The sequence below is a fragment of the Cellulomonas sp. P4_D11 genome (assembly GCF_056401915.1).
In genome coordinates this window covers 1-25,987 of record NZ_JBFUIK010000006.1, presented here as the reverse complement: position 1 = coordinate 25,987, position 25,987 = coordinate 1, and the positions used below count along the sequence as shown (strand labels likewise).

Here is a 25,987-nt window from a genome sequence, read left to right as displayed (position 1 = left end):
TCCCTTGCAGAACCCATCAGTGACATCGGAGGAAAACCGTGGCTTACCGAACCATTCGTCGCCTCTCGGCGGCAAGTCTAGCGATCGGCGCCCTGGCGCTGACGGCCTCCTGCTCGAGCGGGAGCGCGAGCGGAGGCGGGACGACGTCGTCGGGCGGCGGCACCATCGAGCTGTGGACGCACAACGGCGGCAACGAGGCCGAGCTGGGTGTGGTCGACCGGATCGTCAAGGACTTCAACGCCAGCCAGGACAAGTACTCCGTCGAGGTGCAGTCCTTCCCGCAGGCCTCGTACAACGACGCGGTCGTCGCCGCGGCGTCGGCGAAGAAGCTGCCGTGCATCGTCGACATCGACGCGCCCAACGTGCCGAACTGGGCGTGGGCCGGCTACCTGGCCCCGCTCGACCTTCCGGACAGCACGTGGGACGGGCAGCTGCCCACGACGGTCGGCACCATCGGCGACAAGGTGTACTCGTACGGCTTCTACGACGTCGCGCTCGCGATGTTCGCCCGCCCGTCCGTGCTCGAGGCGGCAGGGGTGCGGGTGGCCACGCCCGACAAGCCCTGGACCAAGGCGGAGTTCGACGACGCGTTGGTCAAGCTCAAGGCGACCGGCAACTGGCCCTACCCCCTCGACCTCGGCACCGGTGGTAGCGGCGAGTGGATCCCGTACGGCTACTCGCCGTTCCTGCAGAGCTTCGGCGGGGACCTGATCGACCGTGAGGACTACAAGAGCGCCGAGGGCGTGCTCAACGGACCGGAGGCGCTCGACTGGGCGACCTGGTTCCAGGGCCTGGTCAGCGACGGCTACATGGCGGCGAAGTCGGGCGAGGACGCGACCGCGGACTTCGCCAACGGCAAGAGCGCGATCCTGTACTCGGGGAGCTGGGCGAACGACACGGTCCGGAAGGCGTTCGGCGACGACGTCGCGGTCATGCCGCCGCCCGACCTGGGCACGGGCCCGAAGATCGGTGGCGGTTCGTGGCAGTGGGGCATGACCGGCCAGTGCGACAACACCGACGCGGCCAAGGCCTACCTGGAGTTCGCCCACCAGACCAGGTACTTCGTCGACTTCGCGACGACGCTCGGCCTGGTCCCTGCGACCGACGAAGCCGCGGCTCAGGTCCCTGCGTACGCGCCCGGCGGCGAGAACGAGATCTACCTCACCTTCGCCAAGGACTACGCGCTCGTGCGTCCGGTGACCCCGGCGTACCCGTTCATCTCCTCGGTGTTCCAGAAGGCGACCCAGGACATCCTGTCCGGCGGTGACGCCAAGACGATCCTCGACAAGGCCGTCAAGGACATCGACTCCAACATCAAGCAGAACGGCGACTACGCGTTCTGACGCCGCGTCGGTGCGGCCGGTGGCGGGAGAACCCGTCACCGGCCGCCCGGACCCAACCCGAAAGGGCCGTCATGGTCTCCACGACTCCGCTCGCGCCCGGGAACGAACCCGCTGCGCTCGCCACCGCCCGACGCAAGACTGGCCGACCCTTCGCGGGGGGTCAGCGCCGACCGACCTCCGCGCGCTCTCACGAGTCCCGGACCGCTGCGTGGATGGTCGGGCCGGCCGGGATCCTCCTGGTGCTCTTCCTCCTCGTCCCGGTGATCCTCGCCTTCGTCCTGGCCTTCACCAATGCCCGGCTGATCTCACCGAGGCCGGCAGAGTTCGTCGGCTTCGACAACTTCGTCAACCTCTTCTCCGACTCGGTGTTCTGGGCGTCGCTGCGCAACACCTTGTTCTTCGCGCTCGTCGTCGTGCCGGTCCAGGCCGGCTTCGGCCTCCTCCTTGCGGTCCTGGTCAACGCGAAGGTCCGCGGGACCAACTTCTTCCGGACGATCTACTTCGTCCCGGTCGTGACGTCGATCGTCGTCGTCTCGCTGCTGTGGAAGTTCCTCTACCAGCTCGACGGCCTGCTCAACCAGGTCCTCATGCGCGTGACCTTGGGGCACTTCACGCCGATCGACTGGCTGAACAACCCGTCCACCGCGCTGCCGGCGATCATGGTGATGTCGATCTGGCAGGCCGTCGGCTTCCACATGATCATCTGGCTGTCGGGGCTGCAGACGATCCCCGCCGAGCTCTACGAGGCGGGCGATCTCGACGGTGCCTCCGGCTGGCAGCGGTTCCGCTACATCACCTGGCCCGGCCTGCGGGCGACCCGGACGTTCATCCTCATCACCATCACGATCTCGGCGCTGAGCCTGTTCTCCCAGATCAACGTGATGACCCAGGGCGGGCCGCTCGACTCGACCACGACCCTCGTGTTCATGGCGGTCCGCACCGGCTACGAGCAGCTGGCAACGGGGTACGCCTCCGCGATCTCGCTCATCTTCTTCATCCTCGTTCTCACAGTCGCCGCGATTCAGCGGTACCTGACCCGGGAGAAGGTCTGACATGGCCACGCTGACCGACCAGCCCACCGGCGTGAAGCCATCGCCGGTCCCCGACACGAACAGCAAGGCTGCCGTCTCTCGTCGGCGATCCGTCCTGATCACGGTGGCCCGCGTGGTCCTCGTCCTGATCTTCGTCCTGCCGCTGGTGTTCATGTTCGTGTCGTCCTTGAAGCCCGACCTGCAGATCTTCGACGACCTGACCAACTGGCGAGCCTTCGTACCGGTCGGAGAGATCTCGTTCGACAACTACGCCGGGGTGTTCGCCCGCGTGCCGTTCCTGCGCTTCCTGCTGAACTCGATCGGCATCTCCACGATCACCGTCGCGCTCGGGATCTTCGTCAACAGCCTGGCGGCCTTCGGGCTGTCGCGGTTGCAGTGGCGCGGCCAGCAGCTCGTCCTGACGGCGATCATCGCGACCCTCATCGTCCCGTTCGAGACGCTCGCGCTCCCGCTGGTCTGGTGGGTCAACAAGCTGCCGTCCTTCGAGCTCGACGGGTTCCACCTCACGTTCACGACGGGGTGGATCGACACCTACCAGGTCCAGATCATCCCGTTCATCGCGAACGCGTTCTCGATCTACCTCTTCTACCAGTACTTCTCGAGCATCCCGCGCGAGCTGGACGAGGCCGCCCGCATGGACGGGGCCGGCTGGTTCCGCATCTACCGCAACGTCGTCATGCCGCTGTCCGGACCGGCGATCGCCACGGTCGCCATCCTGACGTTCCTGCCCGCGTGGAACTCCTACCTGTGGCCCCTGATGGTCGTCCAGAGCGAGGAGCTGCGTCCCGTCATGGTCGGTATCCAGTACTTCTTCCAGCTCAACGTCGCCTGGGGGCAGGTCATGGCGTACGCGTCGATGATCACCATCCCCGTCCTCGCGCTGTTCGTCGCGTTCCAGCGCTCGTTCATCAACAGCATCGCCTCGAGCGGTGTGAAGGGCTAGGTATGTTCCTCCTTCCTGACGTCTGGACCTGGGACGCATGGTTCGTCGACGACGGCCACCAGTTCCACGCCTTCTACCTCAAGGCCTCCCGTGCCCTGATCGACCCGCACCGCCGGCACGAACGGGCCAGCGTCGGGCACGCCGTCTCGCCCGACCTGCGGACGTGGACCGAGGTCGCGGACGCCATCGTCCCGAGCGACGGCCCCGCCTTCGACGACCTCGCCATCTGGACCGGCTCCGTCCTGCAAGGTCCCGACGGACTGTGGCGCATGTTCTACACAGGGCGCACCCGAGCCGAGCCGGGCATGAGGCAGCGCATCGGCGTCGCCACCTCGGACGACCTGCTGGCCTGGCGGACCGAACCTGGGCAGCAACCGGTGGTCGCCGACGGCGCGCACTACGAGCTGTTCGGCGACTCGGCGTGGGACAACGAGACGTGGCGCGACCCCTGGGTGTTCCCCGACCCGAACGGGGCCGGGTGGCACATGCTCGTCACCGCGCGAGCGCGCCACGGCGAGCTGCGGCAGCGCGGCGTCGTCGGGCACGCCACGTCGAGCGACCTGCGGAGCTGGCGCGTCGTCCCACCGCTGAGCCAGCCCGGGGCCGGGTTCGGTCAGCTGGAGGTGCTCCAGGTCGTCGAGGTCGACGGACGGGGCGTCCTGCTGTTCAGCTGCCTCGATGGTGAGCTCGCGGACGACCGCCGGGTGACGGACCCGGGCGGCGGGATCTGGACCGTTCCCGTCGACGAGCTCACCGGTCCGTTCGACACCCGTCGCGCCACGCGCCTGACCGACAGCTCGCTCTACGCGGGTCGTCTCGTCCAGGACCGGTCGGGCACGTGGAACCTGCTCGCGTTCGTCAACGAGGACGGGTCGGGACGCTTCGTCGGCGGGCTGTGCGACCCGATCCCCGTGGCATGGGTCGGTGACGTTCTCACCTGCGAGCTCGCGGCGGCTCGCCAGCCGTCAGCGGTCTAGCGAGGCCTCGGCACGAAGGCCCAGGATCATCCGGTCCTGGGCCTTCGGCGTTCGCGGAACCGGCCTCGCGCCATACCTAGAGCCGCTAGGGTTTGATACCTAGCACATCAAGGTAGAGGAGACGTCGTGCGCATCGACAAGGACCTGGTCGCCGCCTCGGCGACACCGCTCGTGCTCGGGATCCTGGCTGACGGCGACCTCTACGGGTACGCGATCCTCAAGCGCGTCGGCGAGCTCTCCGGCGGGCGCATGCAGTGGACGGACGGCATGCTCTACCCGCTCCTGCACCGGCTCGAACGGCTCGGCCACGTCTCGTCGTCGTGGGGCACGTCCGAGGCGGGCCGGCGCCGGAAGCACTACGCGATCACCCCGACCGGCCGGGCGGCGCTCGCCGAACGGCGGGCGCAGTGGACCGTCGTCGCGGATGCGCTCCGTCAGGTCTGGGAGTCGGCACCGAGACCCACCCCCGTCGTGGAGGGCTGGGCGTGATGGCGCACGACGACGAGCTCGAGGCCCAGATCGACCGCTGGCGCGGCTACGTGCACCGACGGCAGGTCATCTCGTCGGCCGACGTCGACGAGCTCGAGGACCACCTGCGGGGCCAGGTGAGCGATCTCCGTGCGACCGGGCTCGACGACGACGAGGCGTTCCTCGTGGCGATCAAGCGCCTCGGCAACCTGGACGCCGTCTCCCGCGAGTACGCCCGCGAGCACTCGGACCGGCTGTGGAAGCAGCTCGCGCTCGTCCCCGACGGCGCCCTCGGCACCTCCGATGCCCCGGCACCGCGGTGGCGCGAGCTCGCGGTCGTGCTCGCGCTCGCGGTCGGTGCGGGCGTCGCGGTGCGTGCCGGGATCGCCTGGTTCGACGACGAGGGCGCGTTCGCCCGCAACGTCGGCCTGCTCGTCGCGCCGTTCCTCATCGCGTACCTCGCGTGGAAGCGCCAGGCCGGCCCGCGGACCGTGGCGGCGATCGCCGTGCCGTTCGCCGTGCTCGCCGTCGCGCTCAACGTGTACCCGTTCGCGCCCGGGGGCTCGACCGAGGTGCTGGCGATCATCCACGCGCCCGTCGTCCTGTGGCTGCTGGTGGGGCTCGCGTACGTCGCGGGGTCCTGGCGCTCGGACGGCCGACGGATGGACTTCGTGCGGTTCACGGGCGAGCTCGCGATCTACTTCACGCTGCTCGCGCTGGGTGGCGGGGTCCTCCTGGGGCTCACCGCCGGGGTGCTGCAGCTCGTGGGCGTCGACCCCGAGCCGGTGATCACGGGCTGGATCATGCCGTTCGCCGTCCCGGGAGCCCTCGTCGTCGCTGCCTGGCTCGTCGAGGCCAAGCAGGACGTCGTCGAGAACATCGCGCCCGTGCTGACCCGGATCTTCACGCCGCTCACCATCGCCATGCTCGTGGCCGTGCTCGTGGCGCTGATCGCCTCCGGCGGCCTCGTCGAGGTGAACCGCGACCTGCTCATCCTGATGGACGCGATCCTCGTGCTCGTGCTGGCGCTGCTCCTCTACTCGATCTCCGCCCGCGACCCGCTCGCACCGCCCGCGCTCGCCGACTGGCTCCAGCTCGTCCTGCTGGTGGCGGCCCTCGCGGTCGACGCGGTGATGCTGACCGCGATGCTCACGCGGATCGCGCAGTTCGGCACCAGCCCCAACAAGATCGCCGCGCTCGGTCTCAACCTGCTGCTGCTCGTGCACCTCGGGGTGTCGGCGTGGCGGAGCGCCCGGTTCCTGCGCGGTCGGGGCACGTTCTCGGCGCTCGAGCACTGGCAGACGAGGTACCTGCCGGTCTACGCCGCCTGGGCCGCGGTCATCGTGATCGCGTTCCCCCCGCTGTTCGACTTCGCGTGACGCGCTGCCCCCAGGACGTTCGCGGAGGCGGCTGAGCCGTGTCGTCGACCCGGATCGGGGCGGCGAGCCCTACATTCAGGGCATGGCAGACATCCTGTTGGGCCTCCTCGCGATCGTCGCCGGTGGCGCCATGCTGTTCGCGGGGCAGTTCGTGCTGCGGCTCGTGCTCCCGATCTGGGGCTTCTTCGTCGGCTTCGCCTTCGGCGCTGGACTGTTCGCGCAGCTCGCGGACGAGAGCTTCCTCGGCACCGTGCTCGGCTGGGTCTCGGGGCTGGTCTTCGCCCTCGTCTTCGCGGTGCTCGCGTACTTCTCGTACGCGGTAGCCGTGATCCTCGCCATGGCGGCGTTCGGGTTCGTGATCGGCTCGGGCCTGGTCGTGGCTCTGGGGATCGACTGGAACTGGGTCGCGGTGCTCGTCGGCGTGGCGATCGGCGCGATCTTCGGCCTGATCTCGGTCGTCGGGAACATGCCGATGATCGTGCTCGCCGTCGTCAGCTCCCTCGCCGGTGCCGTCAGTGTCGTCGCCGGCCTGATGCTGCTGGTGGGCTCCCTGAACTCCGCCGACTTCACGGAGGGCAGCTTCAGCAGCGCGGTCGACGCGAGCTGGGTCTGGTACGTGCTGCTGCTGGTGCTGGCCCTGATCGGGGTCATCGCCCAGACCCGGCAACGGGTCGCGGTGCGCCGCAGCATCAACGAAGCCTGGTACGCCGAGGCCCGCTGACGACCGCACGATCTGTGGACCGGTCCGCCCATGCCACCGGTCGCAGGTACCACCACGACGAGATCGCGAGCACGACGGTCGAGGCGACCACAGCCGTCGCCACGGGCCCCAGCCACGGCACCGGGATGAGGAAGAACACGTCGGTGTCCGTGAGGCTCGCCGGCCACCCGGTCAGCACGCGCAGGAACAGGTAGTAGGTCAGGTCCCACACCGTGAACGCGACGAAGAACGCGGCCACGCCGTGCCAGAACCCGCGGCCGGCCAGCACCGCGACCGCGGCGAGCATGAGGAGGGTCGCGGCTTCCCGTGCGGTCTCGGCGCGGGCCAGGTCCGGGTCGACGAGCATCGTTCGCACCGGGTCGACGAACCGGATCACCCCCAGGTCGAGGTAGACCCGTCGCACCGGGGCGTCGTAGACCAGCTGCGAGCCCAGCGCCAGGCGCAGGTAGTGGACCACCGCCGCCTCGACGTACCCGAACCCGATCCCGAACGCGACCAGCGCCCCGTAGCGCAGCCAGCGACCCTGCGACGTGCTCGTCGTCCCCATCCGCGCATCGTGCCCGCTGCCCCCACCGCGCGGAAGGTTCGGCGGGGTCAGGCGGAGTTCAGCGGGCCGTCGGTGACGGGGTCGTCACTCGGGTCGTCCGGGGCGACGGGGACATCCTCAGGGCGCGCGTCCGGCTGGGGGGGTCCGCCGGGGGTGCCGTCCGGCCGGTTGTCGTGGTCCTGGTCGGGGGCGGTCTCGCTCATCGCACACCTCGTCGTATAGCGCCGCGGACCCGTGCTGCTCGAGTCCGGGACGGCGGCGGACGTCTGCGCCGAGGCGCCCGCTGCGTGACGTCGATCATCCGTCCGGGCCGCCTATCCCGCCAGGCAGGGCCACATGGACGCAGGGTCGACCCCGAAGCGTTGCGGGGCCAGCGCGCCCGCGAACTCGCCGTCGAAGGTGGAACCGTCGTACTGCACGACGTCGCGGGCCGCGTCATAGCAGTAGTTGTCGCCGGGGAGGACGGGCAGCGCCAGCGGCGTCGGGTAGTCCTGCTGTGCCCAGGTCGCCGGGGTGAGGATCTCCACGGAGCCGTTGGAGAGCCGCGCGATGGTCGGGTCCCAGGTCAGCTTGTAGAAGCCGGTCTCCCAGGGGGTCGGCGCCGGGTACCCGTAGTACGCCCACTCGGCGGGGGTCAGCTTGTGCGTCGTGCCGCTGACCCGCATGAACAGCTCGAACGACGACCTCCACTGGATGATCTCGGTCCCCGGGAGCAGGTTCTCCTGCCAGTCGCGCGGGTAGCCCGACGCCTGCCACTCCGAGGGCGTCAACGCGTGGACCTCGCCTCCGTAGAAGGCGTTGATGATCGGCGAGTTCTTGTACGAGCGGTAGTAGATGCCTCCGGGCGTCAGCGTGACCCTCGGCGTCGGGAACCCGACCGACGCCCACTCGGCGTACGTCAGCGGGTGCGTGTCCGAGGTGCTGGGCCATCCCTGGATCGTCAGCGCCGCGACGATCGTCGACGACCACGGGACCTTCTCGTAGCGCACGGCCGCGGGCCGCGGCGCCGGGAAGCCCTGGGACGCCCACTGGGCCGGGGTCGCGACGTCGAGCAGGAAGCCGCCGCCGGGCAGGGGTTGCGACCAGTAGAGCGTCGGCGCGTACGGGACCGAGTAGAAGGCGTCCTGGTAACGGTTGTCGATGATCGGGACGTAGGCGGCGGAGGCCGGGGATGCGGCGACCGCGGTGCCGACAAGCAGGAAGGCGGCCGTGACGAGGGCGAGAAGGCGTCGGGGCATCAGGGTTCTCTCGGTGGGTGGCTGACGGTGCCTGCCTAGCAGGTCTCCATCTGGGCGAGCGGGACGCCGAGCCGCTGGACGGCGAGCGCGGGGTCCATGTCGTCGTCGAAGGTCAGCCCGACATAGCTGACGACGTCGAGCGCCGTGTCGTAGCAGTACCAGTCCCCAGGGAGGGTCGCCGCCGACTGGGCCGTCGGGTACCCCTCGGAGGCCCAGTCCTGGGCGGTGAGGATGTACTCGCCGTCGCTGCCGATGTACGCGATGTACGGGTTCCAGGCGAGCTTGTAGAAGCCACCGGAGTGGTGCACGGCCCCGGGGTAGCCGTAGGACGCCCACTGCGGGTAGGTCAGCTTCTCGACCACGCCGTCGAGCGACGTGAAGATCTCCGGGGACGTCGACCACTGGTAGACGGACGTGCCCGGCGCGAGCCCGGCCATCGACGGCTGCGGCGAGCCGGACGCGAGCCACTCCGCGAGCGTGAGGTCGTGCACCTGGTTCGCGGCCGGGAGGACCGCGGAGATGACGGGCGAGTTCACCCACTTGCGGTAGAACGTGCCCGCCACCGTCCAGGTCACGGTCGGCTGCGGGTACCCCGCAGCCGCCCAGCCCGCCGGGGTCACGGCGGTCAGGTTCATCGGGAACCGCCAGCCCGGGATCTGCGGGATGCCGTAGATGGTGCTCGACCAGGGGTAGCGCTGGTAGAGCGACGGCACCGGTCGCGGCGCGGGGTACCCCTGCGAGGCCCACTCCTCCAGCGTCGCCGCGCTGAGCGCGACACCGCCCCCCGACGGACGAGCCCACCAGAGGGTGCTCGTGTACGGGACGGAGTAGAACCCGGTCTCGGGAGGCTGGTAGGGACCCGGGGAGAGCGCGGCCGACGCCGGTGCCGCCCCGAGGACGGTTCCCAGGCCGACGCTCGCGGCAGCGAGCAGGGCGACAAGGCGTCGGCGCATCGGTGAACCTCCTGTGGCGTGGCCTGCACAGTAGTGGTGCCCGGTACCGCCCCGGGGGCAGTCGCCGTGCCGTCACCCGAACGGGTGCGAGGGCGCGCGCGGGGCGGTGGCCACCGTTGCGCGGGACGGCCCCGGCGCGCCGCTAGCGTGGCGCCATGGATCGTGGGAGCCGAGACGGGGAGCCGGCGCGTTGCCGTCGTACCGGGTGACCGCCGCGATCGGTCTGCTGCGACCGGGGGTCGCCGCGCCCGACGTGCTGCCGGAGGCCGTGGCGACCGCCGAGGCGATGACCACCGTCGAGGCGCACGACGTCGCGGTCGTGCGCGGCGAGGCCCGCGTGACCGTGCGGTTCCAGGCAGACGACGACCAGACCGCCCGCCGCGTGGGGTGGGCCGTGCTCGCCCGTCTCGACGAGCTGGCGGACATCAGCGGGCGGAGCGTGACCCGACGGTTCGGCTCCCGGTGGTACCCGGTGCGGGCGCAGTACTGACCGCTGTGCGTCGCAGCACGGTCAGGCCAGGTCGGCCACCGCCTTCGCGATCCTGCGCTCGCGGGTCTCGGGCGTCTTCGCGTCCTGTATCGGCTGGACGATGGCCTTCCGCCGGCTGACCGACAGCGCGTCGAACGCCGCGCGCGCGGGTCCCGAGAGAGCCGCGGCGAGGTCGCCGGGGACCTCCACCGTGCGCGGGGCGTCGTCGAACTCGATGTCGACGTCGATCTCCTCACCGGCCTGGACCCCCGCACCGGCCCTGTTCTCCGAGCTCAGCGGGAGCATGGTCGTTCCCCGGTAGGGCGTCACAGTGCTGCGGTAGGAGTAGCCGTTGATCGTCACGACGACGGGGAACCGGGCTCCGCGGTCCATCGCGGCGACGACGTCGTCCGGGACGGGCAGCCCGGTCGCCGACTTCCCGCTGAGCTCCACCGTGGTGCGAAACGCATGGTCCCTCCTCGGACACCGTGTGCGTCGGCACGCACGCTCGCAGACTAGTCACGCATCGGCGCGCGCGACCCGCGCGGCCGCCGAGGCCGCGCCCAGCCAGGTGTGCGGGTTGCGGTCCCAGCACCACCCGAGCTTCGCGCGCCGTTCGCTGATCCACACGGCGGGCACCCGCTGGTTGGTCCCGGTGCGCGACGCCAGCAGCGAGAAGCACTTGTTCGGCCGCAGCATGTCGGGCCGGACGACCACGAGCGCGACGCCCTCGTCGATGGTCAGCGGGGTCCGGCCGCGCCCCGTGATCGTCGTCAGCGCGTCCTCGGGTCGTACGTTGCAGAACTCCGAGCCGGTGTCGACGCCCCACAGCAGGTACGGCTCGGCGGGGACGTCGATGCCGTCGATCGGTCGGTACGTCGGCGCCTCGTCGCGGTCGATCACGCTGACGCCCAGCTGCTTCCCGCGCCGCATCGCCGGGGCCACGTCGTTGAGGTCCAGGCCGGGCAGCACGAGCACGAAGGGGATGCCGTCGCCCTCGACGGCGGCCGGTGCGGTGGGCGTCCGCGCGACCTCGCCCAGCGGTGCGAGGCGGTCCCGGAAGGCGGCGGGATCCTCGCCGAGCAGCGCCGGCAGGCCCAGCTCGACGTACGCGGTGATCTGGCGGTCGAGCTCCGCGCGGACGTCGGCGGCCGGGTCGAACCCGGTCGCGGCGGAGGACGCCGGTGCGGTGACGGTGGGCAGCTGCGGGTCGACGGGGATGACGGGGACGCCCATGGGCTCCTTCTCGGGTCGGCGGGGTCTGTTCAACGACTCCCGCGGGCCCGGCGTTCCCGTGCTGCTCAGAGCAGCGGGGCGCCCTGGCCGAGCACGAGCGGCTCGCCGACGGCGCGCGCGGGCCGTGCCCGACCCTCGCCCTCCGCGACGGCGGGCGCAAAACGGTGCGCGACGACGAGGCTCGGAGCCCCCGCGTCCGACGCCTCGACGAGCACGGCGCGAGCGCCGACGGAGCTCGGGTCGGCGGCGTCGCCCGGGAGGCGACCGATCCAGGCCACCGCCGCGCGGGCGGCTCCCGAGGAGCGCACCCACTCGCGCGCGTCCGGGGAGGCGTCGGCGTCGAACCGCCGCAGCTCGTGGCTCCCGGCCGGTCCGCCGTCGACGAGAGCGAACGTCGCGAGGGCGCCCGCGCCGCCGAGCGCCGCCTCGAGCGCCTGGTCGAGCGCGCCGAGCGCGATGTCCTGCGCCGCGTGCGACGGCGGGTGGGGCAGGTCGGCGGGGGTGCGGACCGGCTGCGGACCCGCCGGAGCGGCGGGGGCGGCCGGGAGCGGCGTGGGTGCGTCGGCCGCCGGGCGGGCCGCGAGGGGAGCGGTGCCGACGACGAGCGGGCGGTACGGCTCGCCGGCCAGCGACGCGGGTGCCGCGGGCTGCTGAACCGCGGTCGGGTCGGCCGGGCGCGGCGCGCCCGCTGCCTCGGCGAGCGCGCGCAGGGCGACCGACTGGTCGGACTCGGGCCGGGCGGACAGCGGCGGGGTCGGGCGCCGGCTCGAGAGCGGCTGACCGCCGGCTGTCGGCGGTGCCGGGAGGTAGTCGGGGCCGTCGGTCTCGGGCGTGAGCTCGTGGGCGCGCCCGGGGGTGCGCGGGCTCGGCACCTCGGTGACGGCGCCCGCCGCGAGGTGGTCCGCCGCCGCGGCGACGTACTCGGCCACCCATCCCGGCGTGCAGCCGTTCTGCCAGCGGGCGGCGACGTCCGTCAGCGGCAGTGCGGCGTCCTCGCCGGACGCGGAGACGACCGCGGGCGTCGGCGACGAGCCGATCCGCAGGGCCCAGCGGGCGCCGGGGACACGCGCGACGACCAGGTCGCCGACGCCCACGCCGAGCGCCATGACCATCGCCTGCGGCACCGGGGCGGCGGGCCCGTCGGCCCACCTCGTGCGCGCGGAGTGCAGCAGCACCCCGACGGCTCGCGGGTCGTCGACGTCCGCGCCGCTGGACCGCAGGTGGGCGCGGGCGCGATCGAGGTGCCCGACCTCGTCGGGTGTCAGGGGCCTTACTCCGGGGACGGTGCCGTGAGGGCCGGACGCGGGAAGGGACAGCGTCGGGCGCACATCACTCATGGGGGCGGGATCGACGCCGGACGCGGTCGCCTTGAGCGCGCGGGGCGACGTTCCACCGGATGGCGGGCGCCGTCTCGAGCCCACTCGGCACACGCTCCCGTGGCCCGCGCGACACAGCGCCGCTGGGCGGCCGTCGGCCGTCGCTCGTCGCACCGCCTCGGCGGGTCGGCCGCGACGCGCGGTCGAGAACGTTCTTCATCGCGCTGACCTGCGCCATCGTCCTTGTGGACCGCAGATCGGCAGGCGACAATACGCCGCGTGGGCGATCCCGACCTGGTGGGCAGGGACGCCGAGAGAGCCACTCTCGGCGCGCTGCTCGACGGCCTCCCGGTGGTGGGCGGCGCCCTGGTGCTGCGGGGTCCCGCCGGCATCGGGAAGTCGGCCCTCCTCGCGCTCGCCGCGCACGAGGCCGGACGCCGCGGGCTGCTGACGCTCGGGTGCAGCGGCGTCCCCACCGAGACGCGGCTGCCCTACGCGGCGCTGCACCTCATGCTCCGGCCCGTCCTCGCGGACGCTCGCGCGCTGCCGGCGACCACGCGGCACGTGATCGAGGCGGCGTTCGGGCCGTCCGACGAGCCCGCGCCCGACCCGTTCCGCCTCGTCCTCGCCGTGCTGGATTTGCTGACCTCGACCGCAGGGGACACCGGCACGGTGCTGCTGGTCGACGACCTGCACTGGCTGGACGCGGCGTCCGCGGAGGTGGTGCTCGCGCTGGCGCGGCGGGCCGCCGACGAGTCGGTCGTGGTGCTCGCCGCCATCACGGAGGGCACGGGTGGGCCGGTCCATCCGGGGCTGCCCGCGTCCGTCGGCGTGCCCGAGCTCGTCCTCGGACCCCTGCCGCCCGACGCGGCCCGGGTCCTGCTCGCCCGCCACGCGGCCGACCTCGACGACACCGAGCGCGCCCGGGTGCTCGACGTCGCCGACGGGCACCCGCTCGCCCTCGCCGAGCTCCCCGCCGCCGTGGTGGGCGTGCGGGGACGCGGTGGACACGCGGCGTCGGACCTGGCTCCGGTGCCGATGACCGCGCGCCTGGAGCGGGCGTTCGCCGGGCGCCTCGACGACCTGCCGCCCCGGACCCGCGACCTGCTGCTCGTCGCGGCGCTGCACGACCTGCCCGACGTGCACGCGCACGTGCAGGCGGCGCGGCTGCTCGATGCGCGACCCGGAGGACGGGAGCCCCTGGGCGCCGACGACCTGCGCCCCGCGGTCACGGCCGGGCTCGTCCACGTCGAGGATCGGCGCGTGCACTTCCGTCACCCGCTGGTCCGCGCCGCGGTCGTGCGGGCGGCCACCGACGAGGGCCGCGACGCCGCCCACCACGCGGTCGGGCTCAGCCTGGCGTCGACCGACCCGCGCCGGGCGCTCTGGCACCGGGCGGCCGCGGCATCGGGCCCCGACGACGCCCTGGCCGACGAGCTCCGCGAGGCGGGCCTGACGGCGATCCGCCGCGGCTTCGCCGACGTCGCGCTGTCCGCGTTCGAGCGGTCCGCCCGGCTGTCGGCGGACCCGGTGCGTCGGGCGCACAGCAGGCTCGACGCGGCCGAGGCGGCGTACCTGCTGGGGCGTCCCGACGAGATCGCCCGGCAGCTCGACGAGGCCGCCGGGGATGCCGTCGACCCGCTGAGCGCCGCGCGCCTGTCGTGGCTCGAGGAGTCGCTGCACCACGCCGCGTGGAGCGGCGGCGAGCGGCTGCCGGCCTTCATCGTGTTCGCGGACCGGCTCGGCGCCGCCGGGCAGGACGAGCAGGCGCTCGACGTGCTCGAGTCGGTCGCGCTGCGCACCTACTGGTCGCTGCCCGTGGCGGGCGTGCGGGAGGGCGTGATCGCGGCGGTCCGACGCCTCGACGTGCCCGCCGACGACACGCGCCGGCTGGCCGTCCTGGCGTACGTCGACCCGGACGGGGCCGGTCGCGAGGTGCTCGCGGCGGTCGGCCGGTACGCGCCGGGGTCCGTCGTCGGCCCGCGCGACGTCGCGGTGCTCGCCAGTGTCGCGTCGGCCGTCGGGGCGTACGACCGCGCGGTCGAGCTGTTCGCGGCCGCCGAGCCCCTGGTGCGGGCGAGCGGCCGCCTGGGCCTGCTCACCGAGCTGCTCACGGGGTACGCGTGGGCCCTCGTCCACGCCGGGCGTGGTCGTCGGGCGGCCGGCGTCGCGGCCGACGCGGTCCGGCTCGCGACCGAGACCGGGCAGTCGCGGTGGGGTGCGGTCGCGCAGCTGGCCGGCGCCTCCGCGCAGGGCGTGCTGGGTCACGAGAACGACGCGATGCTCGCGATCGCCGCCGCCGAGGCCGAGCTGGTCCCGCTGGGCGCCAGCACGATGCTCGCGCTCGCGCAGGTGGCCCGCGGGCTGACGGTCCTCGGGTCGCGACGACCGGGCGAGGCGTTCGACCACCTGCGTCGCATCTACGACCCGGCCGACGTCGGCTATCACCCGCAGGTGCGGACCCTCGAGGTGCTCGACCTCGCGGAGGCCGCCGTGCACGCCGGTCGCCGGGCCGAGGCGGCACGGCTGATCGCGGACCTGCCCGCGCTCCTGGACCTGACCGGTTCCCCCGCGTTGCGCATCGGCCTCACCTGCGCGGCGCCCCTGCTCGCCGACCGCGACGACGCCGAGCCGCTGTTCGACGCGGCGTTCGCCCAGGACCTGTCCGCGTGGCCGTTCCACCAGGCCCGGCTGCTCCTGGCGCACGGCTCGTGGCTTCGGCGCCGGCGCCAGGTGGTGCAGGCGCGCAGCCGGCTGCGCATCGCAGCCGAGCAGCTCGACGCCATCGGGGCCGTCGCGTGGGCCGACCGCGCGCGCGAGGAGCTGCGGGCGTCGGGGGAGACCGTCCGTCGTCGGGTGCCGGACGCGCTCGACATCCTGACCCCGCAGGAGCTGCAGGTCGCCCAGCTGGCCGCCGCGGGCCTGTCCAACCGCGAGATCGGCGACCGGCTCTACCTGTCCAGCCGCACGGTCAGCACCCACCTCTACCGGCTTTTCCCCAAGCTGGGCGTCACGTCCCGGCACGAGCTCGCGCGGGTGGGCGGTCTCGAGCTGTCCGCCGGCCGGGAGGACCCCTACGTCACCTGACGGATGCCTCGCCGAGGTCGCGCGCGGACAGTGGGCGCATGACGACACTGACTGATCTCGAGCTGGCGGACATCGAGAAGGCGAACGCGACGGGGCTCACGCCGGTCGTGTTCGTGCACGGGCTCTGGCTCCTGCCCGGCAGCTGGGACCGCTGGCGGACGTTCGTCGAGGCGGCGGGCTTCACGACGATCGCGCCGGGCTGGCCCGACGACCCCGAGACCGTGGCGGAGGCGAACGCCGACCCGTCGGTGCTCGCGCACAAGGGCATCAACGACATCGCCGACCACGTCGCGGCCGCCATCGAGCAGCTCACCGTCAAGCCGGCCGTGATCGGCCACTCCTTCGGGGGGCTGCTCGCGCAGATCATCGCCGGCCGGGGGTTGTCCGCCGCGACCGTCGCGATCGACCCGGCACCGTTCCAGGGCGTCCTGCCCCTGCCGATCTCCGCGCTGAAGTCGTCGGCCCCCGTGCTCAGCAACCCGGCCAACTACCAGCGGGCCGTGCCGCTCACCTACGAGCAGTTCCGCTACGCGTTCGCCAACGCCGTGCCCGAGGACGAGGCCAAGGAGCTGTACGAGACCTACGCCGTGCCCGGGTCGGGGGTCCCGCTGTTCCAGGCGGCCAGCGCGAACGTCAACCCGTGGTCGCAGGCCAAGGTCAAGTCGAAGAACCCCGACCGCGGACCGCTGCTCGTGATCTCGGGCGAGCTCGACCACACCGTCCCGTGGTCCATCGCGAACGCGTCCTACAAGCGGCAGCGCCGTAACGTCGGCGTCACCGAGATCGTCGAGATCAAGGGCGTCGGGCACTCGCTCGTCATCGACCACGGCTGGCAGGACGTCGCGCAGACCGCGCTCGACTTCGTGACGCGCTTCGTGTCCTGAGCCCGGACCCGCACTGCGGGGGCCGGCCCGTCGGCAGGGGGTCGGGCCGGCCGTGCTCGGCACGGGGGACGTCGAGCCGGGCACGACCGTCTGCCGGCACCCGGGTCCGGACGTCGTCGTCGTGCTCGTCTCCCCGCGTGGCGTCGGGCTCCCGCACCGGACGCCCGCCAGTGGTGATCTCGCGCCTGGCGGCTACCCTGGCGAGCGATCCGACCGGACCCCCGCCGCACGCCCCGGAGCATCGCCATCCGCCGACCCTCGCGCAGCATCGTCGCCGCCGTGACCGCCGTCCTCGTGGTCGGCGCGGCCGGCGGGGCATGGGCGTGGACCGAGCACGACGACCGCGTGGCCGCCGCGCAGGCCGCCGACGAGCGCGCCGTCGACGCCCACCAGGCCCAGGTGCGGGACGCCGAGGCACTCCGCACGCAGACCGCCGACGCCGCCCGCGTCCAGGCCGCGGCCGTCCGCGCCGACGCCCGCGGCGAGCTGGTCGCTGTCGCCGAGCACGCCCGCGCCACGCTCGCCGCCACCCAGGACGCGGTCGCCGACGACGCCGTCCGCCAGCAGCTCGCGGCCGAGCTGGCGACCGCGGACGCGGCGCTGGCGGCGACCGACCCGGCGTTGGCCGGTCCGCCCGCGACCCCGAGCTCGGGTGCGACGCCCGATCCGACGCCCGATCCGGTCGCGTCCGCTCTCCCCACGGGTTCGGGTGCGCCCTCCGACCCTGCGTCCACCGCGGAGGCGTCCGCCGATCCCGCGACCGACACGGCCGCGGTCCCGGCCGACGTGGGTACGTCGACCGCGCACAGCGCGGTGTCCCTCCGTGCGCTCGCGGCCTCGCTCGCGCTCGCGGACGCTGCGGTCGTCGCCTCGCACGATGCGTGGGTGCAGGAGCAGGCTGCGGCCGAGGCGGCGCGGCAGGCCGCGGCGGCTGCGTCGACGAAGAAGCCGACGACGTCTGCGCCCGCGGGCTCGTCGGCCCCCTCGTGCGAGACGACGTACTCGGGGCCGCCGTTCTACACGTCCCCGGCGACCGTGGGCGGGGACGGCTCCAACGGCAAGCTGCCGCCCGAGTCCCTCACGGCGATCTCGTGGGACGTCGACCCGCACGGGACGCCGTACTACCTCAAGAACGCCGCGGCCGCGGCCCTCGAGCGGCTCGACGGCGCCTTCCGCGCCGCGTTCGGGCACCACCTCGACCTCGACCTCACCTACCGGGACTACGACACGCAGGTGGCCATGCGGGCGGCCCTCGGGTCCGTCGCCGCCAAGCCCGGCACGTCGACGCACGGCACCGGGCTGGCCCTGGACGTCCCCGAGCTCCCCTGCGAGTACGGCTGGGACACCCCGCAACGCGCCTGGCTGGTCACGCGCGGCCCGTCGTACGGGTGGGTCTCGCCCTCGTGGGCGGGTCGGAACGGCTCGAACCCCGAGTACTGGCACTTCGAGTTCGTCGGCTGACCGGCGTCGCATCTGTCACCTCGAGAGTCGGCGCGGTCCTCGGTCGTGCGAGGCGCCTCGGTCTCGTCAGGTCACGCCGACCGGTCGCACGGCGTCGGCGTCCGACGGCACGGTGAGCAGCGAGATGACGGCGCCGCCGGCCAGCAGCCCGGCGCATGCGAGCATCGCGATGCGGTTGGCCGGCTGCAGCGTGGTGGGGTCGGTGAGCGACGAGCCGACGCCGGCCACGAGGGGGAGGACGGCGATGGCCAGCAAGCCGGCGACGCGCGCCACGGCGTTGTTCACGCCGCTGGCCACGCCCGCGAGGTGGTCGGGCGCCGCGGCGAGGGCGGTCGTCGTCAGGGGTGCGACGGTCGCCGAGAGCCCCAGGCCGAACACCAGGACGCCCGGCAGCACGTGCGTGAGGTATGGCGCGTCTGCGCCGATGCCCGCCAGCAGGACGGCGCCGACCGCGCAGACCAGCGGGCCGACGGTCATCGGGAGCTTCGGGCCGACGATCGTGCTCAGCGCCCCGGCGCGCGGGGAGAGCAGCAGCATGAGGACCGTGACGGGCAGCGGAGCCAGGCCGGCGGCCAGCGGCGAGTAGCCGGCGACCACCTGCAGGGTGACGACGAGGAAGAAGAACAGACCGGAGATCGCGGCGTAGATGAGCAGGGTCGCCGCGTTGGTGCCGGCGAACGGCCGCCACCGGAACAGGGCGGGGGGCAGCAGGGGAGCCGCGGCGCGCGACTCGGCGACGACGAACGCGATCATCGCGACGACCCCGAACGCGAGGGCGCCGAGGACGAACGCGTCGGGCGTGCCCACCTCGGTCCACCGCGTGAACCCGAACGTCAGGCCCGCCAGGCCGAGCGCGCCGAGGACCGTGCCGGCGATGTCGAGCTTCTTCATCGCGTTGGCGTCGGCGCTCTCCGGCACGTGCCGCATGGTCACGCCGACCACGATCGCGGCGAGCGGCAGGTTGATGCCGAAGATCCAGCGCCACGTGGTGACCTCGACGATCCACCCGCCGAGGAACGGCGCGACGGCCCCCGCGATGCCGCCGAGCCCCGACCAGGCCCCGATCGCCCGCCCGCGGTCCGGTCCGCGGAACGTCGACTGGAGGATGGCCAGCGACCCCGGGGTGAGCAGCGCGCCGCCGACGCCCTGCAGCGCGCGCGCCGCGTTGAGCAGGCCGATCGTCGGGGCGACCGCGCAGAGCAGCGACGCCACGGCGAACCAGACGACGCCGACGAGGAACACCTTCCGCCGCCCGAAGCGGTCGCCGAGCGAGCCGCCGAGCAGCAGGAACGCCGCGAGCGTCAGGGCGTACGCGTTGACGGTCCACTGCAGGTCGGCGGTCGTCGCGCCCAGGTCCTCGGCGATCGTCGGCAGCGCGATCGTCACGACCGTGGCGTCGATGAACGCGATCGCGGAGCCCAGGACGGTGGCGAACAGGACCCAGCGACCTCGCGCCGACGAGTAGACCAGGGCGCCCCCCGGCTCAGCGGGGGCGGTCACGGTCCTTGCTCGGCTGGACCCGCTTGGGCTCGCCGGGCATCTTCGGGTACTCCGGGGGATACGGCAGGTCGCCCTCGCCGTGGTCGGACTCCTGGCGGTCGGCCAGCTCCAGCAGCGACACGATCGAGTACCGCGGCGCCGCGCGCGCGACGAGCGGGGCGAACAGGTCCCCGACCTCGGCGAACCGCGCGGGCATCGTCGTGACGTCGAAGTCGTTCGGGTGCACGTCGCCGACCTCCTCCCAGCGCAGCGGTGCCGACGTCGTGGCGCGCGGGTTGGAGCGGATCGAGTAGGCGGAGGCGATCGTGCGGTCGCGGGCCATCTGGTTGTAGTCGACGAAGATCTTGGCGCCGCGCTCCTCCTTCCACCACTTCATGGTGACCTCGGCGGGCATCCGCCGTTCCAGCTCGCGGCCGAACGCGATCGTCGCGCGGCGGGCGTCGACGAACGACCAGCGGGGCTCGATGGGCACGAAGACGTGGATGCCGCGGCCGCCCGACGTCTTCGGGGTGCCCTCCATCCCGTGCTCCGCCAGCAGCTCCCGGACCCGCGGGGCGACGCGGGCGGCGTCGGCGAAGTCGGTGCCGGGCTGCGGGTCCAGGTCGATGCGGATCTGGTCGGGCGCATCGACGTCGTCGCCGACCACGGGCCACGGGTGGAACGTCAACGTGCCGAGGTTGGCTGCCCACGCGACCACGGCGAGCGCGCTGGGCGCGACCTCGTCGGCGGTCCGGCCGCTCGGGAACGTGATGCGGGCGGTCTTCACGTAGTCGGGCGCGCCCTGCGGGACTCGCTTCTGATAGAAGGCGTCGCCCGTCGAGTCCGCCCGGGTGGCCAGCTTCGCGCCCTCGAACACGCCCTTGGGCCAGCGCTCCAGGGTGGTCGGACGGTCGAGCAGCGCGCCCAGGATCCCGTCGCCGACCGCGACGAAGTACTGGACGACGTCGAGCTTGGTCAGCCCGCGCTCCGGGAAGTAGATCTTGTCCGGGCTGCTCACCCGGACCGTCCGGCCGCGCACCTCGAGCTCGACCGCGGGAGTCTTCGACGGAGACATGCTGCTCAACCTACGGGCAGGTCAGGGGCGGTGCCCATGGGGAGCGGGAGAGCGCGGCCGGGCGGCGGGTGCTGCGGCCGTCGGTGATCGTCAGCCGGCACCGATGAGCCCCCGCTGGTGCGCCACCGACACGGCCTCGGCCCGGCCCGAGACCCCCAGCTTGGCCAGCAGGTTCGAGATGTGCACGGAGACGGTCTTGCCGGAGATGAACAGCTTCTCGCCGATCTGGCGGTTGGAGAGGCCCTGCGCGACGAGCGCGAGGACCTCGGCCTCGCGCGCGGTCAGCACGTCGGCGCCACCGACCCGCATGCCGGGCAGCGCCAGCCGCCCGCGCCGCGCGAGTCCCCGGACGGCCGTCCCGAGCGGCACCGCGCCCATGGCGTCCGCCTCGCTCAGCGCGATCGCGGCCTCCTGCAGGGCCGCCTCCCGGTCCCCGCGCTCCAGCAGGGCCTCGGCCAGCCGGAACCGGCTGCGCGCGACCTCGTAGCGGTAGCCGTAGTCGAACTCCGTGACCGTCGCCCGCCACAGGTCGACGTCGTTGACCCCAGTGAGCCTCGAGTGCTCGGCGCGCGCCCGGGCGAGCCAAGCCCGCCCCTCGGGCCCGAGCCGGCCGCCGCGCGGTCGCCCGCGCTCCGCCGTGGTCCCGGCGCGCTCGATCAGCCGGTCGCCCAGCGCCAGCCGCTCCGACACGTCCTTGCCCAGCAGCCGTTCCTGCGCGGCCGCGTCGGCCAGCGCCCCGAGCGCCAGCGCGACCAGCCAGATCCCGCCCAGGAAGTAGTCCGACCATGCCCGCCACAGGTGCTCGAGCAGCCGGAGCGACAGCGCGATGGCGTCCTCCAGCTCGCCGCGCCAGGTGTGGGCGTCGATCGTGCAGCCGCCCGCGACCAGGGCGATCAGGCCGTCGCGGGCCCAGCTGGGCTCGAGGGCGTGCCCGCGCTCGGCGGCGTCCTCGTCCCCGCGTGCGACCGCCGAGTAGAGGCTCACGGCCAGCAGCGTGTGCGCGAGCTCGTCCGGCACCGCGCCGATGGGTGCCGACGTCAGGTCGCCGGAGACGTACCGGATCAGCTGCGTGAACATGTGCAGCTCGACCCCGTAGACGCTCCAGGTCATGCCGAGGGAGCGCGCGCGCTCGACGCCGTCGGCCGTCACCTGGGTGGCGCCCTCGATGTCGCCCGCGTAGTACCGGTTGCTCGCGAGGTTGAAGGTGGTGCGCAGCTCGGTGACGTAGTCGCACGCCTCGCGCGCGCGGGCCAGGGCCGTCTGCAGCAGCTCGGCCGCGCGGTCCTCGTCGTCGACCACCAGGACCGCCAGCGTGGTCAGCGCGTCGGACTCGGCGTCGGCCGCATCGACGGCGCGCGCGAGCTCCACCGCCTCGGTCGCGGCGACCTCCGCCTCCGCGTCGAGGTCCGCGTTGAGGGCGCTGCGGGCGTACGTGGCGAGCGCCCACGCCCGGGCCGGCGACGGCGAGTCGGGCAGGTCCGCCAGCGCGCGCGACGACTGCTCGAGGGCGTCGTGGATGCTCTCGATCCCGAGCAGGTACCGCGCGAGGTTCGTCCGCAGGGTGGCCTGCCGGTGCAGGTCGCCCGCGGTCTCCTCCACCGCCGACCGGGCCAGCTGGACGGCGCGGTCCACCTGCCCCGCGCGGCTCGCCGCGGCCGCCGCCTCGACCAGGATGTCGATGTGGTCCTTGCCGGCCTCGTCGGCACCCCTGTCCTGTCCCGGACGCTCGCCGCGACCCAGCGCGGCAGTCACCTCGGGCACGGCCTCCCACAGGCGGAGCACGACCTCCAGGTGGCGCAGCTCCTCGGCCGGAGCGAGCACCTCGCGCGCCTGCTCGGCCGCGTCGAGCGACGCCAGCAGGGCCGTCGGCAGGTCGGGGGCGCGCAGGGCGTGCGACGCCAGCTGCGACGACGGCCCGAGCGACGGGTCGTCGCGGAGCACGCGCAGGTACGCCCGGTGCAGCGAGGACTGCTCGCCGGGCAGCAGGTCGGTGTACACGGCCTCGGCCAGCAGGGCGTGCCGGAACGCGATGAGCTCGTCCTCGCCGACCAGCACGTGGTGGGCGACGGCCTCCCGCAGCGCGGCGTCGACCGCCCCCGGCGCGGTCAGCTGCGCGTCACCGTCGGCCGTGACCGCCGCGCGCAGGAGGGGTTCGGACACCCGCCGGCCAGCGGCCGACGCGATGCGGGCGAGCCGTTGGACCGTCGGGTCGAGCAGCTCGAGCCGGGCGCGCAGGACGTCGGCCAGCGACCAGGGCAGCTCGTCGGCCTCTGCGCCGGCCTCGAGCAGCTCCTCGGCGAAGTACGCGTTGCCCTCCGACCGGTCGATGACCCGGCGCAGGGTGCTCTCGGTCAGCGGCGACCCGCTGAGCGCGGTGGTGAACTCGCGCAGCTCGTCGTCGGTGAACGGGGCGAGGTCGAGGCGCTCCACCCGCGGGTGGCGGGCCAGCTCGGCGACCACCGGCCGCCAGGGATGCCGGCGGTGCAGGTCGTCCGTGCGGTAGCTGGCGACGACGAGCAGGTGCTGGTCGCGCAGGCGCGAGACGAGGAACCGCAGGACGTCGCGGCTGGAGGCGTCCGCCCAGTGCAGGTCCTCCAGGACGAGCAGGAGCGGGTGGCCCGGGCGTCCGACCGCGCCGAACGCCTCGACCAGGCCGTCGAACAGCTGGAGGCGGTTCGCCTGGTCGTCGGGTGCGGCGCCGGACCCGGACGGGCCGGGGAGCAGGCGGGCGAGGGTGGGGCGGTTGGCGACGACGGCGTCGACCGCCTCCGGGTCGAGCGCGTGCAGCTGGGAGAGGGCCTCCGCGAACGGCAGGTACGGCAGCCCGATCTCGCCGAGGTCGACGCAGTGGGCCACGACGACGGTCGCGCCGGCGGCGTCGGCCAGCTCCGCGACGTGCCGCAGCAGCCGGGTCTTGCCGACGCCCGCGTCCGCCCCGAGCAGGACGGTCGAGGGCTCGCCGACGCCCGCGCGCTGCAGCGCCAGCGTGAGCTGGTCGACCTGCAGCGCGCGGGCGACGAAGGGTGTGCTCATCGAGCCACGTGCCATGCCCCAGATCCTCGCAGCAGCCACCCACGTGCGGCACTGGCGAGCGGGTGCGCGGGACGCACGGGTCGCAGCGAACCGTCGGGGCGGGTGATCGCCGTGAGGCTGTCGGGGTCCTCCTGGACCGCGTGAGCCTCGTGGATCTCGTCGCCGACCGGGATTCCGCGGAGCGCGGTGAACAGGCGCTCGTGACGGTAGGCGAGCTCGGCGTCGAGGGCAGGTCCCCAGAAGTCAGCCATGGTGTCCTCCTCATGTACGCCGGACGATCTGCCCGGCTCTCGTTGACATGGACGACTCTCGTCGTGAGGGGGTGGGCCTCGGATCGGTCGGGTGACCGGTTCCGAGCAGCAGATGTGCGTGAGGAGCGACTGAGGTGGGGTCCGATTCGCCTGAGGCGTGGTCGATCGCGTCTGAGGTACCTCAGAACCGGGCCCGACCTGCCGAAACGCGCTCGCGGCGCGGGTCGGATCCACTGGACGGGCGCGGCTCCCGCGGACCGTGCGAGGTGCAGGATGGCGGCATGGGACTTGTGCAGGTCGCTCAGCACGCGGAGGACCTCGACCGCGCGGCCGCGTTCTACGCCGATCTCCTCGGTGCGGCTCCCACGGCGCGGTTCGACCCGCCCGGGCTCCTTTTCTTCGACCTCGACGGGGTCCGGCTCCTGCTCGACAGGGGTGCGCCGTCGGCGCTGCTCTACCTGCGGGTCGACGACGTGAGCGCGACGATCGAGCGGCTCCGGGGCCGGGGCGTCGTCGTCGAGTCCGAGCCGCACGTCATCTTCCGGCACGAGGACGACACCCTCGGGCCGGCGGGGACCGACGAGTGGCACGCGTTCGTCCGCGACTCGGAGGGCAACCTCGTCGGGCTGGTGAGCCACCGCCCCTGACCTGCCCGTTCGTCCGCTCGGATCGTCTCGGCCTTCTGATCCAGCCGCTGCCCGAGACCCCCGTTCACCCATACGCGTCCGCGGTCCCCACGGGCACGACGGGCCGGGGTCGGGCACTCTGGGCTGGTGGGTGATGTGCGGGACCTCCGGAGCGCTCCGAGCGTGCGTCGTCGTGACGTGCATGTCGTCGACGGCGAGCTCGTCGTCGAAGCCGAGCGCTCGGCACCCCGTGCGGCGCGCCACTGGGTCATGCGCACCATCGCCGACGCGGGCGTCGGCGGGGCCTCCAACCAGGTCGTGGAGCTGCTGACCGGCGAGCTCGTCTCCAACGCCGTCGTGCACGGTCCCGAGGCGGGTGCGGTCCGGATCCACGTCCGGATCGACGGAGCGACGGTCCGGGTCGGCGTCCGCGACAGCGGCGGCGGGACGCCGACCGTCGGTCACCCCGAGCCCACGGCGCCGAGCGGGCGCGGGCTCGCCCTCGTCGAGGCGCTGTCGTCGGACTGGGGGATCCAGTCCCACCCGGACGGCAAGACGGTCTGGTTCGAGGTCCTCTCCGACGAGTGAGGCGCGTGGGTCGCCGGTCGGCGGGACCCGCGGTCGGACCGACACGCCCGGGTTGTCCGTCCGTGCCCGATGTCACGTCGGACGCCGATCCGGTCCGTCGGACCCTGCTCAGGGCCGCGGTCGGGAGCGCCATACGCCCATCTCAGCGCGCTGGCCTGCAGTTCGGCCATGCACGCGGGGCCCGCGCAGCGTAGTTTCGGGTTCGGAGACCGGGAGCGAGGGGCAACCACACCATGAGTGACGGCACTGACGGGCAGAACGCGTCGACGACGACGACCCGACTGCCCGACATCCGCGCGGAGGTGCGCGAGGACGGGACCGGAGAGATCTCCGTCGACGGCGTCATCGAGCGCGTGCGCATGGCGAACCTCGCCGAGGCGGGCGCGGCGATCACGACCCGCATCGCCGAGCTGGCGGGCACCGTCGGTCGCCCCGTGCCCGTGCAGGTGCGCGACCCCGACGGCGTCTGGTCGCTGCTGATCCACCCCGACGGCCTGGTGGACGAGGCGCCCGGCGCCCTGGCCGACCAGCCCGGCGCCGGAGACAAGGCGACCGCACCCCGCGGCGATGACGCGGCCGGCCCGAGCGATCTCGGTGGTCCCGACACCAGCGCGGCCGCGCCGGCGGACGCCGCCGCCGAGCGGGAGTCCGGCAACGCCACCGACAAGCAGGACGAGGGCGGTGACGGTCCGGGCTCGGACTCCGGGTCGCGTTCTGCGGCCTCGGCCGCCGCGGCATCCTCGTCGGCCGGACGGGGATCAGACTCGGTCTCGTCGGCGCCCACCGCCGGGCGGCCCGTCGCCGCTGCGGCGCCGACCGCCAGTGCGCCCGCGGCCCCGACGTCCGCACCCACGTCGGCAG

The 25,987-nt window shown here is 73.4% G+C and carries 24 protein-coding genes and 1 pseudogene; 14 read left to right on the top strand and 11 right to left on the bottom strand.

Features of this window, described 5'->3' with window-relative positions; all coding sequences use genetic code 11:
- Positions 1-38: 38 nt before the first annotated feature.
- The 7 genes from AC1DT4_RS05515 (at position 39) to AC1DT4_RS05485 (ending at position 6,883) form a co-directional block, all read left to right on the top strand.
- Positions 39-1,343 (top strand): extracellular solute-binding protein, encoded by a 1,305-nt coding sequence (locus AC1DT4_RS05515; RefSeq protein ID WP_477088771.1) that lies wholly within the window; start codon positions 39-41, stop codon positions 1,341-1,343.
- Between the two features lie 212 nt (positions 1,344-1,555).
- The gene (locus tag AC1DT4_RS05510) at positions 1,556-2,395 is read left to right on the top strand and encodes a carbohydrate ABC transporter permease (protein ID WP_477088770.1); all 840 of its coding nucleotides are present in this window, start codon (positions 1,556-1,558) and stop codon (positions 2,393-2,395) included.
- Between the two features lie 151 nt (positions 2,396-2,546).
- The gene (locus AC1DT4_RS05505; protein ID WP_477088891.1) at positions 2,547-3,338 is read left to right on the top strand and encodes a carbohydrate ABC transporter permease; all 792 of its coding nucleotides are present in this window, start codon (positions 2,547-2,549) and stop codon (positions 3,336-3,338) included.
- Positions 3,339-3,340: 2 nt separating this feature from the next.
- The gene (locus tag AC1DT4_RS05500; RefSeq protein ID WP_477088769.1) at positions 3,341-4,315 is read left to right on the top strand and encodes a glycosyl hydrolase family 32; all 975 of its coding nucleotides are present in this window, start codon (positions 3,341-3,343) and stop codon (positions 4,313-4,315) included.
- 126 nt (positions 4,316-4,441) lie between these two features.
- Positions 4,442-4,804, top strand: a complete 363-nt coding sequence (locus AC1DT4_RS05495) for a PadR family transcriptional regulator (RefSeq protein WP_477088768.1) — start codon at positions 4,442-4,444, stop codon at positions 4,802-4,804.
- The gene (locus AC1DT4_RS05490; protein WP_477088767.1) at positions 4,804-6,162 is read left to right on the top strand and encodes a permease prefix domain 1-containing protein; all 1,359 of its coding nucleotides are present in this window, start codon (positions 4,804-4,806) and stop codon (positions 6,160-6,162) included. The genes AC1DT4_RS05495 and AC1DT4_RS05490 overlap by 1 nt, the downstream gene beginning before the upstream one ends.
- Before the next feature lie 82 nt (positions 6,163-6,244).
- The gene (locus AC1DT4_RS05485) at positions 6,245-6,883 is read left to right on the top strand and encodes a DUF4203 domain-containing protein (protein ID WP_477088766.1); all 639 of its coding nucleotides are present in this window, start codon (positions 6,245-6,247) and stop codon (positions 6,881-6,883) included.
- On the opposite strand, the gene AC1DT4_RS05480 is transcribed toward AC1DT4_RS05485, so the two are convergent.
- The 4 genes from AC1DT4_RS05480 to AC1DT4_RS05465 form a co-directional block, all read right to left on the bottom strand.
- Positions 6,852-7,430, bottom strand: coding sequence for a hypothetical protein (locus AC1DT4_RS05480; protein ID WP_477088765.1), 579 nt, complete (start codon positions 7,428-7,430; stop codon positions 6,852-6,854). The two genes, AC1DT4_RS05485 and AC1DT4_RS05480, sit on opposite strands and share 32 nt — an antisense overlap.
- A gap of 47 nt (positions 7,431-7,477) precedes the next feature.
- Positions 7,478-7,633: a hypothetical protein gene (locus tag AC1DT4_RS05475; protein ID WP_477088764.1), complete on the bottom strand. Its 156-nt coding sequence runs from the start codon at positions 7,631-7,633 to the stop codon at positions 7,478-7,480.
- A 111-nt stretch (positions 7,634-7,744) separates the two neighbouring features.
- Positions 7,745-8,668, bottom strand: a complete 924-nt coding sequence (locus AC1DT4_RS05470) for a hypothetical protein (protein ID WP_477088763.1) — start codon at positions 8,666-8,668, stop codon at positions 7,745-7,747.
- Between the two features lie 35 nt (positions 8,669-8,703).
- Positions 8,704-9,621, bottom strand: a complete 918-nt coding sequence (locus AC1DT4_RS05465) for a hypothetical protein (RefSeq protein WP_477088762.1) — start codon at positions 9,619-9,621, stop codon at positions 8,704-8,706.
- Positions 9,622-9,826: 205 nt separating this feature from the next.
- Between AC1DT4_RS05465 and AC1DT4_RS05460 the strand changes: the two genes are divergently transcribed.
- A complete protein-coding gene (locus AC1DT4_RS05460) occupies positions 9,827-10,111 on the top strand; it encodes a hypothetical protein (RefSeq protein ID WP_477088761.1) in 285 nt (94 codons plus the stop codon).
- 21 nt (positions 10,112-10,132) lie between these two features.
- On the opposite strand, the gene AC1DT4_RS05455 is transcribed toward AC1DT4_RS05460, so the two are convergent.
- The 3 genes from AC1DT4_RS05455 to AC1DT4_RS05445 form a co-directional block, all read right to left on the bottom strand.
- Positions 10,133-10,543 (bottom strand): YdeI/OmpD-associated family protein, encoded by a 411-nt coding sequence (locus tag AC1DT4_RS05455; RefSeq protein WP_477088760.1) that lies wholly within the window; start codon positions 10,541-10,543, stop codon positions 10,133-10,135.
- Between the two features lie 66 nt (positions 10,544-10,609).
- Entirely contained in the window at positions 10,610-11,326 is a 717-nt protein-coding gene (locus AC1DT4_RS05450) for a DUF5701 family protein (RefSeq protein ID WP_477088759.1), read from the bottom strand.
- A gap of 65 nt (positions 11,327-11,391) precedes the next feature.
- Positions 11,392-12,663, bottom strand: a complete 1,272-nt coding sequence (locus tag AC1DT4_RS05445) for a hypothetical protein (protein ID WP_477088758.1) — start codon at positions 12,661-12,663, stop codon at positions 11,392-11,394.
- Positions 12,664-12,921: 258 nt separating this feature from the next.
- Between AC1DT4_RS05445 and AC1DT4_RS05440 the strand changes: the two genes are divergently transcribed.
- The 3 genes from AC1DT4_RS05440 (at position 12,922) to AC1DT4_RS05430 (ending at position 18,074) form a co-directional block, all read left to right on the top strand.
- Entirely contained in the window at positions 12,922-15,729 is a 2,808-nt protein-coding gene (locus AC1DT4_RS05440; RefSeq protein WP_477088757.1) for an ATP-binding protein, read from the top strand.
- A 38-nt stretch (positions 15,730-15,767) separates the two neighbouring features.
- Complete coding sequence (locus AC1DT4_RS05435; protein ID WP_477088756.1) at positions 15,768-16,613, top strand: alpha/beta hydrolase; 846 nt, start codon at positions 15,768-15,770, stop codon at positions 16,611-16,613.
- 279 nt (positions 16,614-16,892) lie between these two features.
- Positions 16,893-18,074 (top strand): M15 family metallopeptidase, encoded by a 1,182-nt coding sequence (locus AC1DT4_RS05430; protein WP_477088755.1) that lies wholly within the window; start codon positions 16,893-16,895, stop codon positions 18,072-18,074.
- A gap of 66 nt (positions 18,075-18,140) precedes the next feature.
- Here AC1DT4_RS05430 and AC1DT4_RS05425 read toward each other — a convergent pair whose 3' ends face one another.
- The 4 genes from AC1DT4_RS05425 to AC1DT4_RS05410 form a co-directional block, all read right to left on the bottom strand.
- A complete protein-coding gene (locus tag AC1DT4_RS05425) occupies positions 18,141-19,574 on the bottom strand; it encodes an MFS transporter (protein WP_477088754.1) in 1,434 nt (477 codons plus the stop codon).
- Entirely contained in the window at positions 19,558-20,628 is a 1,071-nt protein-coding gene (locus AC1DT4_RS05420; RefSeq protein WP_477088753.1) for a DNA polymerase domain-containing protein, read from the bottom strand. The genes AC1DT4_RS05425 and AC1DT4_RS05420 overlap by 17 nt, the downstream gene beginning before the upstream one ends.
- A gap of 90 nt (positions 20,629-20,718) precedes the next feature.
- Complete coding sequence (locus AC1DT4_RS05415) at positions 20,719-23,661, bottom strand: helix-turn-helix transcriptional regulator (RefSeq protein WP_477088752.1); 2,943 nt, start codon at positions 23,659-23,661, stop codon at positions 20,719-20,721.
- Positions 23,658-23,912 (bottom strand): hypothetical protein, encoded by a 255-nt coding sequence (locus AC1DT4_RS05410; protein ID WP_477088751.1) that lies wholly within the window; start codon positions 23,910-23,912, stop codon positions 23,658-23,660. Before AC1DT4_RS05410 ends, AC1DT4_RS05415 begins: the two co-directional genes overlap by 4 nt.
- Positions 23,913-24,193: 281 nt before the next feature.
- Here AC1DT4_RS05410 and AC1DT4_RS05405 point away from each other — a divergent pair, with 281 nt between their 5' ends.
- From AC1DT4_RS05405 to AC1DT4_RS05395, 3 genes and pseudogenes are all read left to right on the top strand, one after another.
- Positions 24,194-24,559, top strand: a complete 366-nt coding sequence (locus tag AC1DT4_RS05405) for a VOC family protein (RefSeq protein ID WP_477088750.1) — start codon at positions 24,194-24,196, stop codon at positions 24,557-24,559.
- Positions 24,560-24,736: 177 nt separating this feature from the next.
- Positions 24,737-25,126 carry an ATP-binding protein gene (locus AC1DT4_RS05400; RefSeq protein WP_477088749.1) on the top strand — a complete coding sequence of 130 codons (390 nt, stop codon included), beginning with the start codon at positions 24,737-24,739 and terminating at the stop codon, positions 25,124-25,126.
- Positions 25,127-25,359: 233 nt separating this feature from the next.
- Positions 25,360-25,987: pseudogene (locus AC1DT4_RS05395) on the top strand (chromosome partitioning protein); the annotation flags it as partial.

What these genes read in the sequence shown, in the direction of transcription:
- AC1DT4_RS05510 (WP_477088770.1), top strand. Translation starts at nt 1,556, where the DNA reads ATGGTCGGGCCGGCCGGGATCCTCCTGGTGCTCTTCCTCCTCGTCCCG.
- AC1DT4_RS05505 (WP_477088891.1), top strand. Translation starts at nt 2,547, where the DNA reads ATGTTCGTGTCGTCCTTGAAGCCCGACCTGCAGATCTTCGACGACCTG.
- AC1DT4_RS05500 (WP_477088769.1), top strand. Translation starts at nt 3,341, where the DNA reads ATGTTCCTCCTTCCTGACGTCTGGACCTGGGACGCATGGTTCGTCGAC.
- AC1DT4_RS05490 (WP_477088767.1), top strand. Translation starts at nt 4,804, where the DNA reads ATGGCGCACGACGACGAGCTCGAGGCCCAGATCGACCGCTGGCGCGGC.
- AC1DT4_RS05485 (WP_477088766.1), top strand. Translation starts at nt 6,245, where the DNA reads ATGGCAGACATCCTGTTGGGCCTCCTCGCGATCGTCGCCGGTGGCGCC.
- AC1DT4_RS05480 (WP_477088765.1), bottom strand. Translation starts at nt 7,430, where the DNA reads ATGGGGACGACGAGCACGTCGCAGGGTCGCTGGCTGCGCTACGGGGCG.
- AC1DT4_RS05475 (WP_477088764.1), bottom strand. Translation starts at nt 7,633, where the DNA reads ATGAGCGAGACCGCCCCCGACCAGGACCACGACAACCGGCCGGACGGC.
- AC1DT4_RS05470 (WP_477088763.1), bottom strand. Translation starts at nt 8,668, where the DNA reads ATGCCCCGACGCCTTCTCGCCCTCGTCACGGCCGCCTTCCTGCTTGTC.
- AC1DT4_RS05465 (WP_477088762.1), bottom strand. Translation starts at nt 9,621, where the DNA reads ATGCGCCGACGCCTTGTCGCCCTGCTCGCTGCCGCGAGCGTCGGCCTG.
- AC1DT4_RS05450 (WP_477088759.1), bottom strand. Translation starts at nt 11,326, where the DNA reads ATGGGCGTCCCCGTCATCCCCGTCGACCCGCAGCTGCCCACCGTCACC.
- AC1DT4_RS05445 (WP_477088758.1), bottom strand. Translation starts at nt 12,663, where the DNA reads ATGAGTGATGTGCGCCCGACGCTGTCCCTTCCCGCGTCCGGCCCTCAC.
- AC1DT4_RS05435 (WP_477088756.1), top strand. Translation starts at nt 15,768, where the DNA reads ATGACGACACTGACTGATCTCGAGCTGGCGGACATCGAGAAGGCGAAC.
- AC1DT4_RS05420 (WP_477088753.1), bottom strand. Translation starts at nt 20,628, where the DNA reads ATGTCTCCGTCGAAGACTCCCGCGGTCGAGCTCGAGGTGCGCGGCCGG.
- AC1DT4_RS05415 (WP_477088752.1), bottom strand. Translation starts at nt 23,661, where the DNA reads ATGAGCACACCCTTCGTCGCCCGCGCGCTGCAGGTCGACCAGCTCACG.
- AC1DT4_RS05410 (WP_477088751.1), bottom strand. Translation starts at nt 23,912, where the DNA reads ATGGCTGACTTCTGGGGACCTGCCCTCGACGCCGAGCTCGCCTACCGT.
- AC1DT4_RS05405 (WP_477088750.1), top strand. Translation starts at nt 24,194, where the DNA reads ATGGGACTTGTGCAGGTCGCTCAGCACGCGGAGGACCTCGACCGCGCG.